Source organism: Cupriavidus sp. IK-TO18 (assembly GCF_015549295.1).
GTDB classification, from domain to species: Bacteria; Pseudomonadota; Gammaproteobacteria; order Burkholderiales; family Burkholderiaceae; genus Cupriavidus; species Cupriavidus oxalaticus_A.
Genome location: NZ_JADGMP010000015.1, coordinates 187,594 through 202,626 on the forward strand (window position 1 = coordinate 187,594; position 15,033 = coordinate 202,626).

Below are 15,033 nucleotides of genomic sequence, written 5' to 3' on the forward strand. Positions count from 1 at the left end.
CAGTCGGATCTGGGTGAACTTTCCGTGCTTGGCATTGCGCGACGGCGCCACGAATAGGATTTAACTCGTTGATTTTTAAGGAGTATGACAACGGAAATCGCCTCTCTTCGGCACCAAAAAGAATTCAGGGCATCGCCCACGCAAACCCGGACAGCCCTCACGCTCTCCGGGTTTTTTGTTGCCTGATCTCCGAAGCGCGGCCCAGGCCAGCGCAAGCGGATCTTCTTCCGTCTCGATAAGCTCCCATCCTCGCGGCATCTAGCGCATGGCGTCTGCCCACGGCGCGCATGATGCCACCGCAGACGCGTCGGCCATGGCGTTCCGGCAAACGGGGAGAGGCAGGCTACCGCCCCAACCGCCGCGCCCACCAATACCGGAACGGATGGTCGAAGTCGGGATAGAGCACCGGCTGGCTGAAGCAGCCAGCGTGCTTCATCAGGAGGTAGGCGACAAGCATGGTCGCCCAAAAAGCAAACAGGTCCACGATGCACGGCCACCCTTGTTTGCCAGGTGGCCGTTTTCATTATAGGGAGCGCTGCCGCTGCGGGGCCGATACCGCACTCCGCACTTACCCTAACGCCAGGTGCGTCAGTACACTTCCGGCACGAACATCTCTTGCGGCACCGGATGCCGCACATAGTCCTCATGCCGCTCGCGCGCCGGCAGCACGATCGTGGGTGCGTCCACGTCCTGGTAAGGCACCAGGCTGAGCAGGTGGTGGATGCAGTTCAGCCGTGCGCGCTTCTTGTCGTCGGCCTGCACCACCCACCACGGCGCCTCGGGGATGTGGGTGCGCTCGAGCATGATCTCCTTGGCCTTGGTGTAGTCCTCCCAGCGCCGCTGCGATTCCAGGTCCATCGGGCTGAGCTTCCATTGCTTGAGCGGATCGTGGATACGGCTGAGGAAGCGCAGGCGCTGTTCGTCGTGCGTGATCGAGAACCAGTACTTGACGACCTGGATGCCGGAGCGCACCAGCATCTTCTCGAACTCTGGCACCGAGCGGAAGAATTCTTCGTACTGCTCGTCGTTGCAGAACCCCATCACGCGCTCGACGCCGGCGCGGTTGTACCAGCTGCGGTCGAACAGCACGATCTCGCCTGCCGCGGGCAGTTGCGCCGCGTAGCGCTGGAAGTACCACTGGGTGCGTTCGCGGTCGTTGGGCGCGGGCAGCGCGGCCACGCGGCATACGCGCGGGTTCAGCCGCTGCGTGATGCGCTTGATCACGCCGCCCTTGCCGGCGGCGTCACGCCCTTCGAACAGGATCACCAGCTTGTGGCCGGTGGCCGCGACCCAGCTCTGCAGCCTGACCAGCTCGCCCTGCAGGCGGAACAGCTCGCGGAAATAGTGGCGGCGGCTGTCCTGCTCGGCCCCTTCGGGCAGATGTACCGGGTCGCCGAAGGCTTCGCTGGCTTCGCGGTCGTCCAGCTCCAGTTCGATCTCTTCGTCGTAGTAGTCGGCCACTTCATTGTGGATGCGCCGTACCAGCTCTGCCTCGCCCGGTCTCATCTGCTCCTCCTGTCGGATACATCGCGGTCGCGCCGATGCTGGCACGCCAGTGTTGCAGCCGCGTGAACGCCTGCGCGCGCTATGCCGCCGGGTTGATGTTGTGGTTGTGGCGGAACAGGTTGCCCGGGTCGTAGCGGCGCTTGACCTCGACCAGCCGTGCGAAGTTGGGACCGTAGGCGGCGCCGATGCGGTCGGTTTCTTCCTGCGTCAGGAAATTGACGTAGACGCTGCCCAGCGCGAACGGCGCCGCGGCGCGGAATACTTCGCGGGCCCAGCCGATGCACGCGTCGTCCTCGGCCGGCGTGTCCCAGCGCCCGTGCAGGTTCATGATGAACTGCGCGTCGCGGTTGGCATAGGCGGTGGCGTCCGGCGCCACGCGGTTGGTCTGGCCGCCCATCGCGCCGACGAACACCTCGCATTGCGGCGACGGCAGCTTGCCGATCTGCTCGACCAGCATCGCGATCAGGCCGTCGTCGAGCCCGGCGAAGTTGTGCGATTTCCAGTAGTTGCGCGCTCCCGGCGTCAGCAAGGGATCGAAGGCCTGCTGCCATGCCGTGAACGGCATCGGTCCGACATGCTCGCCATAAGGCGTGCCCAGTTTGCGCAGCGGCTCGACCAGCGCGGCGCCATGCTCCGGCGGGCCGATATAGCAGATCGCCAGCGCCACGATCGGCTTGCCATGCGCCTCCGGTGGCAGGAACGGCAGCGGTGGGGCCTGGCGCAACACCGCCCATACCGTCAATTCATCCGGCATCGACTTGAACTGCTCGCGAAAGGCCGGCAGCACGGTGGGACCCTGCTCGAGGGGGTAGATGATCAGGCCGCCATAGACCTCGGGGCCGACGGGGTGCAGCCGGAACTCGAACATTGTGACCACGCCGAAATTGCCGCCGCCGCCGCGCAGTGCCCAGAACAGGTCGGGGTGCTCGTCGGCGCTGGCGCGCAGCAGCTTGCCGTCGGCAGTGACCACCTGCGCCGAGACCAGGTTGTCGACGGTGGTGCCGAACTTGCGGCTGAGCCAGCCGAAGCCGCCGCCAAGGGTCAGACCCGCGACGCCGGTGGTCGAGTTGATGCCCAGCGGCGTGGCCAGCCCGAAGGCCTGCGCCTCATGGTCGAAGTCGCGCAGCGTGGCGCCGGGCTCTACCCAGGCACGCTGTGCCCGCGGGTCAATGCGCACCGAGCGCATCGCCGTCAGGTCGAGCACCATGCCGCCGTCGCAGATCGCCAGCCCGCCGATATTGTGGCCGCCGCCGCGTATTGCCAGCAGCACACCGTGCTCGCGCGCAAAGTTGACCGCGGCGATCACGTCGGCGACGCCGGCGGCCTGCACGATCAGTTGCGGCCGGCGGTCGATCATTGCGTTCCAGATGCGGCGGGCATCATCGTAGGCGGCGTCGGCGGGCTGCAGCAGCCGTCCGCGCATTTGCGCCTTTAGTGATTCGATATGTTCTTGCGATAACTGGCCCATGATCAGCCTCCCGATGCGGGTTTGGAAACATCGGACGACGCGCGGCTGCCGGGGTGCAGGAAGATGGCCACGAGGACCGATGACTTCACCATTTAAGGCAGGCCCCCGGCGAATGTAAACGCGGCGTGCAGCGCGCCCCGCTCAAGTGCCGCAACGCGATCATGGCGCCGTGCCCGCCTATCATGGAAGCAACGCCGGCACGGTGCAAACGGGCGCCGGCCGGCTGCGCAAATGGACACAACCAGCCACCCTCCCCTGTTCCTGTGCGGCGATGTGATGACCGGGCGCGGCATCGACCAGATCCTGGCGCATCCCAGCCAGCCGCTGCTCCACGAGTCGTATGTGCATTCGGCGCTCGACTATGTGCGCCTGGCCGAGCGCAAGGCGGGCCCGATCGCTCATCCGGTGGCGCCCGCGTATCCGTGGGGCGATGCGCTTGCCGAACTCGACAGTCGCGGCGCATGGCCGCGCATTGCCAACCTGGAGACGGCGATCACCACCAGCGACGACGCATGGCCCGGCAAGGCCGTGCATTACCGCATGCATCCGGACAATGTCGATTGCCTGCAGGCGGCAGGCATCGACTGCGTGTCACTGGCCAACAACCATGTGCTCGACTGGGGACGCGCTGGCCTGGCCGATACGCTGGCGGCGCTCGATGCCGCGCGTATCGCGCATGCCGGTGCCGGCCCCGATGAGGACAGCGCGATGCGGCCGGCGTGGCTGCCGCGGCCGGGCGGCGGGCGCGTCGCGGTATTTGCCTTCGCCATGCATAACTGCGGCACGCCCGCTGCATGGCGCGCCACCGCCGGCCACTCCGGCGTGAACCTGCTGGATGACTGGTCCGCCGCCTCGTGCGACCGCATTGCCGCGTGGATTGGCAGGGACAAGCGTGCCGGCGACCTCGTGGTGGCATCGATCCACTGGGGTGGCAACTGGGGCTACGACATCGACCCGGCGCAACGCGCCTTCGCGCACGGGCTGGTGGAGCGGGCCGGCGTGGATATCGTGCATGGGCATTCCTCGCACCATCCGCTCGGCATCGAGCTGCATGCCGGCAAGCCCATCCTTTATGGCTGCGGCGACTTCATCAACGACTACGAGGGCATCGGCGGCTACGACGACTACCGGCCGGACCTGGCGCTGATGGTATTCGTCCGCTTCGATGCGGCAGGCAACGCAGACCTGCGGCTGGTTCCGCTGCGGCGCAGCCATTTCCGGCTCGAATATGCGGGCGAAGTCGACATCGCCTGGCTGCTGGCGATGTTCGCCTATGAAGGACGCACGCTCGGCACGCGGGTCGAGCGCAGCGGGCTGCACGAACTGCGCCTGTCGGCGGCATGAGATCGCACCATGAGGCCGGCGCCATGAAAAAGCCCGCCGGCACGGCGGGCTCTTGCGGCACGTACCGCCAGGCTGCGGTGCGGCGCTAGTGGCGGTGAATCATATGGTCGAACCATGTGCGTACCGACTGCTCCTGCTGCTGCAGCAGCGTCGGATTCTTTTCGCGCATGATCCAGATGGCAAAGGCGGCACAGGCCACCAGGGCGATCAGCGCCAGTGCCGTGATCAGTGCGGCAGTCATAGCAACCTCCTGTAGAAGACTGGTTGCACCTTCAGTGTAGGTCGGATCGCGCGCGATGCAGGGGACGTGCAAAAGCAGGAAGGCCAGCCGCATTGGCTGGCCTTCCGGTATCTCAAGTGCCACGTGAGTCGGTTCCGTGTAACGCTTCCACAGTTTGCTGGTCCGCTTCTGCATTCACTGCCCGAGACTAGCTCTCTCGCCCATCCTGCGGCACCCCAGGACATACCTGCAGGATAGTACAAATTCGGGCGCGGGGAAGCGCGCGCGCTGATGCGGGCACAGGTCACGCACAGGTCACGCTCACGTCACCTCAATACGGTCGTCGACGAGGCGGATCTGGCCACCGGGCTTGTCTTCCACCACCTTGAGCACGCGGCTGCCCACCTGCAGCGTGACGCCGCCATGGATGCGCCGTGCCGCGTCGATGACGGCACCGGCTGCGGGCTGCATCTGCTGGCCCAGTTCGGCCAGGCGGCCTTCCAGCTCGAACAGGTCACGCGAGAGCTTGAACAGCGTGGCACGCGCCTTCTCGCGCAGGTCGCCGACGGCCTTCTCCGGATGCCTGGCAAAGAACGCCACCAGCTGCCTGACCTTGTTCTGCTCGTCCAGCAGCCGCCGGCGGTCTGCCTCGAGCGCGGCGCGTTGCGCGTCGGCATAGGGATTCAGTCCCACCTGCACGCTGGTGGCGCTGCCGGCAGGACTGCCGAGCACCGCGGCGTGCACCGCCAGCATGGCGCGCGTGCGCCCGCCGCTGATGCTGCCCTGCACGCCGGGGCCTCCGACCACGATGCGCGCGCCCGCGGCAACATCGCTCTGGCGGATGCCGCTGTCGACGTTCACCTCGGTACCGGCCTCGACCACGGCGTTCTCGATGAAGCGGGCCTTGACCGCGCCCTTGCAGCGCACGCTGGCGCGGCTGATGCCGCCGTCGGCATGGCCGGTCTCGGACTTGCCGATGATGCCGCCCTTGACCACGACATTGCCGCCGGCGTCGATGTCGGCGGCTTCGATGGTGCCTTCGACCAGCACGTCGCCGCTGACGCGCACCGACATGCCGGTACGGATATCGCCCGCCACCCGCAGCGTGCCGTCAAATGCGACGTTGCCCGAATGCAGGTCGACCGCCTCCACCTGCACCACCGGGCTGACGGCGATGCCATGCACGCCGGCTACTGGGGCGCCGGCGATCACGGCAACCAGCAGGTCGGGGTCGTCGGGATCGGCGGCGGCGCCGGTCAGGCCCTCGGCAAAGGGCGGATCGTCCATCGGATCGGCGGCAATGGGCTTGCCGAACACGTCGACGCCATCATGGCCGGGCACCGCCGGGATGCGGCGCATCAGCGGCATGCCGGGACTGACCAGCAGCAGGTTGCCGAGGTCGCGCAGGTCGACGCGCGAATCGTCCTCATCGGCCTGCACTGGCTTGCGCGGCTGCAGCAGGTTGACGAAGCGTGCCGGCTCGCCCTGGCGCGGCGCCACGCCGGCGGCGATGGTGCGCAGCTCGCTGCGGCCTTCGGCCAGCGCGGCGTCGAGCGCCAGCGCCTGGATCGGCGCCACCACGCCGCGCTCGGCGACGGCGCGGCGGATCTCGTCCTCCGTGACCGGGCGGCCGCCTTCGGCGGGCATCAGCGTGAGCCGCGCGGCCAGGCCGTCGTCCGTGATATCGAGCTCGAACGCGCCATCGACGAGCACACCGATGGCGGCGTCGATCTCATGCTCGGCGCGCTGGCACTGCTGCAGGAACTGCGCGACCGCGCGTGCATCCAGCCTCGCGCCGGCCCAGCCGTGGCTGTCCAGGCACTGCCTCAGGCTGGCGTGATCCGGAGCCAGCCTGCCTGGCTCCGGTGTGTAGCGTGCATGCACCTGCTCACCTGGCTCGGTCAGCTCCAGGCGCAATCCCGACTCGTGCATCATGAGTCCCCTGACGTTGGTTGCGGAGCTGCATGGCGCTCGGCCACGGCGGCCTGCCCGCGCTGGCGGACAGCGCGTGCCCGGACGGCTGGCGCTCCACTTGTTATCGATCCAAGACCATCGGCAGCGGGAGTACGAAACTTGAGCGGGCAACGGCCCCCGCCGAGGAGGGGTGGGCCAGGCCATCAGCGGATGGCATCGCCGGACTTTTCGGTAAACTGTCGGCATTTCCGGGACGCGCCGCGTCCCGCAGCCTGTGCAGTCCCCATGTCAAATACCCACGAAATCCGCCCCGGCCAGTCCCTCGAGCTGCTCAAGGAACTCCATATCCTGACGCGCGACGGCAAGATGAACCAGGACAGCCGGCGCAAGCTAAAGCAGGTCTACCACCTGTTCCAGTTCATCGAGCCGCTGCTGCAGCAGGTCAAGGATGAGCGCGGCCGTGTCACGCTGGTCGACCATGGCGCCGGCAAGTCGTACCTCGGCTTCATCCTGTACGACCTGTTCTTCAAGGCCTTGAAGGACGATTCCCATATCTACGGCATCGAGACGCGCGAGGAACTGGTGAAGACCTCGCAGGCGCTGGCAGCGCGGCTGGGCTTTCCCGGGATGTCGTTCCTGAACCTGTCGGTGGCGGACTCGATCACCTCGCCACAGTTGCCGCCGACCGTCGACGTGGTCACCGCGCTGCATGCGTGCAATACCGCCACCGACGACGCCATCCGCTTCGCGCTGGCCAAGCGCGCGCAGCACATCGTGCTGGTGCCCTGTTGCCAGGCCGAAGTGGCCAGCGTGCTGCGCAAGCACAAGGGCAAGCTGCTGGCGGGCAATCCGCTGACCGAGATCTGGCGCCACCCGCTGCATACGCGCGAATTCGGCAGCCAGGTGACCAATGTGCTGCGCTGCCTGCAGCTGGAGGCGCATGGCTACCAGGTCAGCGTGACCGAGCTGGTGGGCTGGGAACACTCGATGAAGAACGAGCTGATCATCGCCCAGTACAAGGACCTGCCGCGCCGGCGCCCGGCGGAGCGGCTGCAGAACGTGCTGGAAACGCTGGGACTGGAAGAGATGAACGAGCGCTTCTTCACCGCCCCGGTTTCGGACAAGCCGGCCGAGCCAGCGTAAGTCAGTCTTTCGGGGGCGGGTTCTTGCCGGTGGCTTTGTCTTCGGCTTTGTCTTCGGCTTCGTCCTCGCCCGCCATCACGCGGCGCCAGCCCGCATGCCCCAGGCGGCGCATGGTTGCCTGGTTGCGCTCGTAGATATCCGCCGCATCCGGGAAGGCCGCCGCCGCGCGCGCGATGCTGTCCTCGCGCAGCAAGTGCAGGATCGGATACGGTGCGCGGTTGGTGTAGTTCTCGATGTCGTCAGGCTCGCTATCGGCGAACTGGTACTGCGGATGGAAGCTGGCGATCTGCAGCGTGCCTTCCAGGCCCAGGCTGCCGAGCAGGCGGTCGGCGAAGTACAGCAGGTCGTTGTAGTCGAGGAAATCGGCCACCGCGTGGGGCAGGATCAGCAGCGTGGTGTCGATCTCCGCCGGATCCGTCTCATCGAGCAGGCGCAACTCGCGCTCGAGTTCACCCAGCACATCCGGCGCTTCGGTGGCGGTGCTGACCACGTAGCGCACCTGCTCCTTCACATAAACACTCTTGGCAAATGGGCACAGGTTGAGCCCGATCACCGCGCGCTCAAGCCAGTGGCGGGTGGCGGCGATGACAGCGTCTGCGGAAGTGGCGGCGGAGGGCATGATGGGGATACCGGGCAAACCGTCATTCTAGCGCTGCCGCAGGCTCTATAATCCGCGGCGGAAACACTGCTGTCCTTGCCGAGCGCCCCATGTCCCCTGCCACGCCTCCCGCTGCCACCGCCAACCCACCAGATGTCGCCATCATCGGCGGAGGACCGGCCGGGCTGATGGCTGCCGAAGTGCTGGTGGCGCAAGGCGCCAGCGTGGCGGTCTATGACGCGATGCCGTCGGTCGGGCGCAAGTTCCTGATGGCCGGCAAGGGCGGCATGAACCTCACGCATGCCGAGCCGGAACCGGCCTTCCTCGGCCGCTATGGCGCCCGTGCCGCGCAGATCGCGCCGATGCTTGCGGACTTCGGCCCGCAGGCGCTGCGCGAGTGGGTGCACGGGCTTGGCATCGACACCTTCGTCGGCAGCTCGGGCCGCGTTTTCCCGACCGACATGAAGGCCGCGCCGATGCTGCGCGCATGGCTGCACCGGTTGCGCGAGGCCGGCGTGCAGTTCCATATGCGGCATCGCTGGCTGGGTTGGGAGGACCGGGATCAGGGAGCGCTGCACGTGCTGCGCTTCGCCACGCCGCATGGCGAAGTGCCGGTGCCCGCGCGTGCCGTGGTGCTGGCGCTCGGCGGCGCAAGCTGGGCGCGGCTGGGATCGGATGGTGCGTGGGTGCCGCGGCTGGCTGACCGTGGCGTCGATATCGCGCCGCTGCGGCCGGCTAACTGCGGTTTCGATGTGGCATGGAGCGAATCGTTTGCCGACCGTTTCGCCGGCACGCCGGTCAAGCCGGTGGCGATCGCACTGACCGATCGCGATGGCAACGCGCACTATCGCCAGGGCGAGTTCGTCATCAGCGCTACGGGCATCGAAGGCAGCCTGGTCTATGCGTTATCGGCGCCGATGCGCGACCGGCTCGAAGCCGATGGCAGCGCGGTGATCCACCTCGACCTGCTGCCCTCGCACACCGCGGAACAGGTCGGCAACGAAGTGAACCATCCGCGCGGCTCGCGTTCGCTGTCGAGCCACCTGCAGAGCCGGCTCGGCATCACCGGCGTCAAGGCCGGGCTGCTGCGCGAATGCCTGACGAAAGATGCGATGCAGGATCCCGGCACGCTGGCCGTATCGCTCAAGGCGCTGCCGTTGCGCCTGCTGCGCCCGCGTCCGATTGACGAGGTCATCAGCAGCGCCGGCGGCGTGCGTTTCGAAGCGATGGATGAACGGCTGATGCTGCGCGCCCTGCCGGGCGTCTTCTGCGCGGGCGAAATGCTGGACTGGGAAGCGCCCACCGGCGGCTACCTGCTGACGGCATGCTTCGCCAGCGGACGCACCGCGGCGCTGGGCGCCGCGGCGTATCTGAGGCAAACCTAAGCCTGCTTGCCGCCGACGATGCTGAGCGCCACCGCCTCGGCCACCTCGATGCCATCGATCGCGGCCGAGTAGATGCCGCCGGCATAGCCAGCGCCCTCGCCCGCCGGGTACAGGCCCCTGACGTTGATGCTCTGGTAGTCGTCGTTGTTACGGCGGATGCGCAGCGGCGACGAGGTGCGCGTCTCCACGCCGGTCAGCACCGCGTCATGCAGCGCGAAGCCGGGCAGCTTCTTGTCGATCTCCGGAATGCCTTCGCGGATCGCCTCGATCACGTAGTCGGGCAATGACGTGCTCAGGTCGGTCGGCGTCACGCCCGGCTTGTACGAAGGCTCGACCGAGCCCAGCGACGTCGACGCACGGCCGGCGATAAAGTCGCCCACCAGCTGTCCCGGCGCGTTGTAGTTGCTGCCGCCAAGCTCGAACGCGCGCTCTTCCCACTTGCGCTGGAACTCGATGCCGGCCAGCGGGCCGCCCGGATAGTCTTCCGGCGTGATGCCGACCACGATGCCGGCGTTGGCATTGCGCTCGGCGCGCTTGTACTGGCTCATGCCGTTGGTCACCACGCGCCCCGGCTCCGACGCCGCCGCCACCACCGTGCCGCCCGGGCACATGCAGAAGCTGTACACCGAACGCCCGTTGCTGCAGTGGTGCACCACCTTGTAGTCGGCCGCGCCCAGCAGCTTGTTGCCGGCGAACTTGCCGAAGCGGCTGCGGTTGATCAGGCCCTGCGGATGCTCGATGCGGAAGCCCAGCGAGAACGGCTTGGCCTCCATGAACACGCCGCGGTCGTGCAGCATCTGGAAGGTATCGCGCGCGCTGTGGCCGACCGCCATGATGACGTGGTCGGCTTCCAGGTACTCGCCATTCGACAGCTTCAGGCCGCGCACCTTGCCGCCGTCGATGTCGATATCGTCGACGCGCGTTTCGAAGCGGATCTCGCCGCCCAGCTCGATGATCTCGGCGCGCATCTTCTCGACCATGCTGACCAGGCGGAAAGTGCCGATATGCGGGCGCGCCTTGTACAGGATGTCTTCCGGCGCGCCGGCGCGCACGAACTCGTTCAGCACCTTGCGCCCGTAGTGCTTCGGGTCCTTGATCTGGCTGTACAGCTTGCCGTCCGAGAACGTGCCCGCGCCGCCTTCGCCGAACTGCACGTTCGACTCCGGGTTGAGCACGCTCTTGCGCCACAGGCCGAACGTGTCCTTGGTGCGCTCGCGCACTTCCTTGCCGCGCTCCAGCACGATCGGGCGGAAGCCGGATTGCGCCAGGATCAGGCCGGCGAGCAGCCCGCACGGGCCCATGCCGATCACCACCGGCCGCAGCGCGGGCCCGCCCTGCGGGGCGCGCGCGACGAAGTGGTACTCCATATCGGGCGTCACGCTCCAGTTGGGCTTGCCGGCCATGCGCTTGCGCGCCGCGGCTTCGTCGCTGACTTCGAGATCGATGATGTAGGTCAGCTTGATGTCGGAGCGCTTGCGCGCATCGTGGGCGCGGCGGAATACGGTATAGCCGATCAGGCCGTCTCCCTTGACACCGATCTGCGCGGCGCTGGTACGCACGGCGGCGTCCAGGTCGGCTTCGGCATGGTCGAGCGGGAGTTTGACTTCACTTAGACGTAGCATGGGGAACCCGGGAACTGCGGCCGGGGGGGTTGGGCACACCAATGTGCCAGGTCCGGCCGGAGCGCAATTTTATAGTTTTTCGGGCGCCGGGTCGGCAATCGATTGCGGCTGGTGCCGCGATAGCCATGGCACGCGGCGCTTGCGCCACTCCAGCAGCGCCGCCAGGCGGGAGAACAGGCCAGGCGGCACCGCGATGGTAAAGACGGCGTCGCAGCCCGCCGCCACCTGCACCCAGCCTCGCGCCGGCATGGTCAGGGACTCGCCCGCACGCAGGCGCCGGCGCGGAATGTGGCAGGTTTCGGCCAGCCATTGCGGCGGCCCGCTGATCTCGACCTGCCCTGCGCCGGCATGCAGCACCGTACCCGCTGGCACATGCAGATGCAGGCATTGCCCGGCGGACAGGCGCGTGGCTGACACCTGCGGGACGGCTGCTGAAGTGTCGATCGATACGCTTGGCATGGCTTGGCTCCGGTAACAGGCACAGGACTCCAGCCTATCGACCGCCTCTCGCGCGCGGCAGGCACACCCCCGTGCGACCTCGACCGTAACAGCAAGGCAAAACCGGGGCTGTTACGATACAGAGGCCCCGCATCTGTATCTGTAACCCGATGGCCTTCCGCGCCACCATGCCGCCATGGAATCCACCCCGCTCTACCGCCAGGTTGCCGGCCACTACCGCCGCGCCATCGAAGCCGGCACCCTGACCGCCGGCGACCGCATGCCCTCCGTGCGCGCGCTGATGGGACTGCACGGCGTCAGCCTGTCCACGGCGCTGCAGGCCTGCCGCCAGCTGGAGAGCGACGGCCTGCTCGAAGCCCGCCCGCGCGCCGGCTATTTTGTTTCGGCGCCCCAGCGCGCGCCGCTCGCGCCGCTGACCGAGCCCGACGCAGCGCTGCCCGATCCCGCGCAGTACGTCGGCATCCACCAGCGCATTTCGGGGCTGCTGGCGCGCAGCCAGCACCAGCATGTCCATACCAACCTGGGCGGCGCCTACTGCGCGCCCTCGCTGTATCCCGCCGATGCGCTGCGCAGCGCCGCGGCGCGCGCCCTGCGCCGGCATCCGATGCTGTTCGCCGAGGCGGTCGAGCCGGAGGGCCATGCGCCGCTGCGCGGCGCCATCGCGCGCCAGGCGCTGCACGCGCGGATGCAGCTGGCGCCGGAGGAGATCGTCATCACGCACGGCTGTACCGAGGCGCTCAACCTGGCGCTGCGCGCGGTGGCCGGCCCGGGCGACGTGATCGCGGTGGAATCGCCCACCTACTACGGGCTGCTGCAGATCCTCGAAAGCCTCGGCATGCGCGCGCTGGAAATCCCGTGCAGCCCGCAGACCGGGATGTCGCTCGAAGCGCTCGAACTGGCGGCACAGCACTACGACAATATCCGCGCGGTGGCGGTGGTGCCCAACCTGCAGAACCCGCTCGGCTGCATCATGCCCGACGCGCACAAGGCGCGGCTGGTGCAGTGGTGCGAGGCGCGCGGCATCGCGCTGATCGAGGACGACTGCTTCTCCGCCACCGCCGACGGCGATACGCAGCCGGCGGCGGCCAAGGCCTGGGATAGCAGCGGCAACGTGATCCACTGCGCTTCGCTGCACAAGGTGCTGGCGCCGGGCATGCGGCTCGGCTGGATCGCCGCCGGCAAATGGCAGCCGCGCGTGGAAATGCTCAAGTTCGGGCTGTCGCGGCCCAACGAGATGCTGTCGCAGATGGCGGCGGCGGACTTCCTCGCCAGCGGCGCGCATGAACGGCACCTGCGCCGCCTGCGCACGCGGCTGCAGCTGCAGCGCGAATGGTTCGCCCAGGCGGTGGCGGCCAGCTTCCCGGCCGGCACGCGGCTGGGCTCGCCGCGCGGCGGCATGCACCTGTGGGTGGAGATGCCCGCGCAGGTCTCGTCCGAGGCGGTTTTCGACCAGGCGCTGCAGGCCGGCATCCGCGTCATGCCCGGGGTGATGTTCTCCAACGCCGGGCGCTTCGACCATTGCCTGCGCATCAACTGCGGCACGCCGCGCTCGGCGCAGATCGAGCGCGCGCTGGCCACACTCGCCGGCGTGGTCCAGAAGCTGGCGGGCTGAGCATCCGCTGCCGCTACGCATTTTTGCAGCACCGGCCCGATCCGCCCTTCCCGATCGACCGGCTTTTTTGCGCCGGTTTGTCCCCATTTGCCGCCGCCTCGCCTATCCTAGTGCGCTGGCGCGGCGGCCATGGCCCGGCTGGTCCCCGGTAACTTGCGAGCTCCGCCGCCAGACGGGAACAAGAACAAAGGAGAGTGGCCTTGAGCAGTCCATCCGCGGCATCGCGCAACCGCCCTGCCGGCACCGAGCCGGGCAACAGCTTCGACGATTACCAGACACTGTTCCAGCTCGCCCCGGTGTCACTGTGGCTGGAAGACTTCAGCGACGTGCGGGTGCACTTCGAACAGTTGCGCCGCGACGGGGTCACCGACCTGCGCGCCTACCTGCGCGCCAATCCGCACCAGGTGGCGCAATGCTCGTCGCTGATCCGCGTGATCGGCGTCAACCAGCGCACGCTCGACTTGTTCCGCGCGGCCGACCTCGATGACCTCATCGCCAATCTCGAGACGGTCTTCCGCGACGACATGTTCGACCAGCATGTGGAAGAACTCGGCCAGCTCTGGGACGGCGGCAACCGCTTTGCCAGCCAGACCGTCAACTACACGCTGGACGGCGAACGCCTCGACATCCGGCTCGAAGCCACGGTGATGCCCGGCCATGAAGGCAGCTGGGAGCGCGTACTGCTGTCGATCGAGGACATCACCGCGCGCGTGCGCACCGAACGCGAGCTGCGCCGCAGCGAGCAATACGCCGTTGGCCTGTTCGAACACTCGCCGGTATCGCTGTGGGTGGAAGACTTCAGCGCGGTCAAGATGCTGCTCGATGAAGTGCGCGCAGCCGGCATCACCGACTTCCGCACTTTCCTCAACGTGCATCCGGACTTCGTCTCGCGCTGCATGCAGGAGATCCGCGTGCTCGACGTCAACCGGCAGACGCTGCTGATGTTTGGCGCCGAGTCCAAGGAGATCCTGCTGTCGCGCCTCGGCGACGTGTTCCGCGACGACATGCGCATCCACTTTGCCGAGCAGCTGATCGACCTCTGGCACGAGAAGCTGTGGCAGCAGCGCGAAGTCATCAACTACGCGCTCGATGGCCGCCAGGTCGACGTCTTCATGCAGTGGTCGGTCTTCCCCGGCTGCGAGGCCGACTGGGACCAGGTGCTGGTGTCGCTGACCGACATCACCGCGCGCAAGAAGGCCGAGGCCTATGTCGAATTCCTGGGCAAGCACGACGTGCTGACCAAGCTCTACAACCGCGCCTACTATGAAGACGAACTGGCTCGGCTCGGCCGCAAGGGACCATGGCCGGTCAGCGTGGTGGCGGTGGATTTGAACGGACTGAAGGTGGTCAACGACCAGTTCGGCCACGGGGACGGCGACGGCCTGCTGCGCCGCACCGGCGAGGTGCTGAAGAAAGCGGTGGGCGAGCAGGCCTGCGTGGCGCGCATCGGCGGCGACGAATTCATGGTGCTGCTGCCCGGCCGCGACGAGCGCGGCGCCGCCACGGTGGTCGAGCAGATCGAGAAGGTGGTCGAGCTGAACAACACCTTCTATCCCGGCGTGCGCCTGAGCTTCTCTATCGGCCACGCCACCTGCGTGCAGGGCGAGCGCCTGACCGACTCGGTCAAGGTGGCCGACAGCCGCATGTACGAAGCCAAGCGCGCGCACTACGAGGCGCTGGGCAACGAGCGCCGCCGCGAGAACTGAAGCAGCCCAGCGCAAAAGAGCCGGCTTGCGCCGGCTCTTTTGCTGATGACATCGCG

12 protein-coding genes are annotated in these 15,033 nt (G+C 67.6%); 5 read left to right on the top strand and 7 right to left on the bottom strand.

Translation table 11 applies throughout. The features are described from left to right. Nucleotides 1-588: 588 nt before the first annotated feature. Together ppk2 and IPF36_RS13455 are read right to left on the bottom strand one after the other, a co-directional pair. On the bottom strand, nucleotides 589-1,506 hold the full coding sequence (ppk2, locus tag IPF36_RS13450) for a polyphosphate kinase 2 (RefSeq protein WP_135704832.1): 918 nt from the start codon (nucleotides 1,504-1,506) through the stop codon (nucleotides 589-591). 79 nt (nucleotides 1,507-1,585) lie between these two features. Further along, nucleotides 1,586-2,974: an FAD-binding oxidoreductase gene (locus IPF36_RS13455; protein ID WP_133094101.1), complete on the bottom strand. Its 1,389-nt coding sequence runs from the start codon at nucleotides 2,972-2,974 to the stop codon at nucleotides 1,586-1,588. Between the two features lie 231 nt (nucleotides 2,975-3,205). Between IPF36_RS13455 and IPF36_RS13460 the strand changes: the two genes are divergently transcribed. Continuing rightward, nucleotides 3,206-4,318, top strand: coding sequence for a CapA family protein (locus IPF36_RS13460; protein ID WP_133094100.1), 1,113 nt, complete (start codon nucleotides 3,206-3,208; stop codon nucleotides 4,316-4,318). A gap of 85 nt (nucleotides 4,319-4,403) precedes the next feature. Here the strand turns inward: IPF36_RS13460 and IPF36_RS13465 are convergent, their stop codons facing one another. Continuing rightward, a complete protein-coding gene (locus IPF36_RS13465) occupies nucleotides 4,404-4,733 on the bottom strand; it encodes a hypothetical protein (RefSeq protein ID WP_133094099.1) in 330 nt (109 codons plus the stop codon). A gap of 126 nt (nucleotides 4,734-4,859) precedes the next feature. Next, nucleotides 4,860-6,473, bottom strand: coding sequence for a DUF342 domain-containing protein (locus tag IPF36_RS13470; protein ID WP_195428188.1), 1,614 nt, complete (start codon nucleotides 6,471-6,473; stop codon nucleotides 4,860-4,862). Nucleotides 6,474-6,737: 264 nt separating this feature from the next. Here IPF36_RS13470 and IPF36_RS13475 point away from each other — a divergent pair, with 264 nt between their 5' ends. After that, nucleotides 6,738-7,595, top strand: coding sequence for an SAM-dependent methyltransferase (locus IPF36_RS13475; RefSeq protein ID WP_133094097.1), 858 nt, complete (start codon nucleotides 6,738-6,740; stop codon nucleotides 7,593-7,595). A gap of 1 nt (nucleotide 7,596) precedes the next feature. Here IPF36_RS13475 and IPF36_RS13480 read toward each other — a convergent pair whose 3' ends face one another. After that, nucleotides 7,597-8,214 carry a DUF1415 domain-containing protein gene (locus tag IPF36_RS13480; RefSeq protein ID WP_135704829.1) on the bottom strand — a complete coding sequence of 206 codons (618 nt, stop codon included), beginning with the start codon at nucleotides 8,212-8,214 and terminating at the stop codon, nucleotides 7,597-7,599. 89 nt (nucleotides 8,215-8,303) lie between these two features. On the opposite strand from IPF36_RS13480, the gene IPF36_RS13485 reads away from it, so the two are divergent. After that, nucleotides 8,304-9,578, top strand: a complete 1,275-nt coding sequence (locus IPF36_RS13485) for a TIGR03862 family flavoprotein (RefSeq protein ID WP_135704828.1) — start codon at nucleotides 8,304-8,306, stop codon at nucleotides 9,576-9,578. Here IPF36_RS13485 and IPF36_RS13490 read toward each other — a convergent pair. Continuing rightward, on the bottom strand, nucleotides 9,575-11,200 hold the full coding sequence (locus IPF36_RS13490; protein WP_195428190.1) for an NAD(P)/FAD-dependent oxidoreductase: 1,626 nt from the start codon (nucleotides 11,198-11,200) through the stop codon (nucleotides 9,575-9,577). The two genes, IPF36_RS13485 and IPF36_RS13490, sit on opposite strands and share 4 nt — an antisense overlap. Nucleotides 11,201-11,269: 69 nt before the next feature. Then, entirely contained in the window at nucleotides 11,270-11,659 is a 390-nt protein-coding gene (locus tag IPF36_RS13495; protein ID WP_240745934.1) for a hypothetical protein, read from the bottom strand. A 175-nt stretch (nucleotides 11,660-11,834) separates the two neighbouring features. On the opposite strand from IPF36_RS13495, the gene IPF36_RS13500 reads away from it, so the two are divergent. After that, complete coding sequence (locus tag IPF36_RS13500; RefSeq protein WP_195428192.1) at nucleotides 11,835-13,271, top strand: PLP-dependent aminotransferase family protein; 1,437 nt, start codon at nucleotides 11,835-11,837, stop codon at nucleotides 13,269-13,271. 200 nt (nucleotides 13,272-13,471) lie between these two features. After that, nucleotides 13,472-14,977, top strand: a complete 1,506-nt coding sequence (locus IPF36_RS13505) for a sensor domain-containing diguanylate cyclase (protein ID WP_195428203.1) — start codon at nucleotides 13,472-13,474, stop codon at nucleotides 14,975-14,977. Nucleotides 14,978-15,033 lie beyond the last annotated feature (56 nt).

Bases quoted from the DNA above. Each gene is read 5' to 3' on its own strand.
- ppk2 (WP_135704832.1), bottom strand. From the start codon at position 1,506: ATGAGACCGGGCGAGGCAGAGCTGGTACGGCGCATCCACAATGAAGTG.
- IPF36_RS13455 (WP_133094101.1), bottom strand. From the start codon at position 2,974: ATGGGCCAGTTATCGCAAGAACATATCGAATCACTAAAGGCGCAAATG.
- IPF36_RS13460 (WP_133094100.1), top strand. From the start codon at position 3,206: ATGGACACAACCAGCCACCCTCCCCTGTTCCTGTGCGGCGATGTGATG.
- IPF36_RS13465 (WP_133094099.1), bottom strand. From the start codon at position 4,733: ATGCAGAAGCGGACCAGCAAACTGTGGAAGCGTTACACGGAACCGACT.
- IPF36_RS13470 (WP_195428188.1), bottom strand. From the start codon at position 6,473: ATGATGCACGAGTCGGGATTGCGCCTGGAGCTGACCGAGCCAGGTGAG.
- IPF36_RS13475 (WP_133094097.1), top strand. From the start codon at position 6,738: ATGTCAAATACCCACGAAATCCGCCCCGGCCAGTCCCTCGAGCTGCTC.
- IPF36_RS13480 (WP_135704829.1), bottom strand. From the start codon at position 8,214: ATGCCCTCCGCCGCCACTTCCGCAGACGCTGTCATCGCCGCCACCCGC.
- IPF36_RS13485 (WP_135704828.1), top strand. From the start codon at position 8,304: ATGTCCCCTGCCACGCCTCCCGCTGCCACCGCCAACCCACCAGATGTC.
- IPF36_RS13490 (WP_195428190.1), bottom strand. From the start codon at position 11,200: ATGCTACGTCTAAGTGAAGTCAAACTCCCGCTCGACCATGCCGAAGCC.
- IPF36_RS13495 (WP_240745934.1), bottom strand. From the start codon at position 11,659: ATGCCAAGCGTATCGATCGACACTTCAGCAGCCGTCCCGCAGGTGTCA.
- IPF36_RS13500 (WP_195428192.1), top strand. From the start codon at position 11,835: ATGGAATCCACCCCGCTCTACCGCCAGGTTGCCGGCCACTACCGCCGC.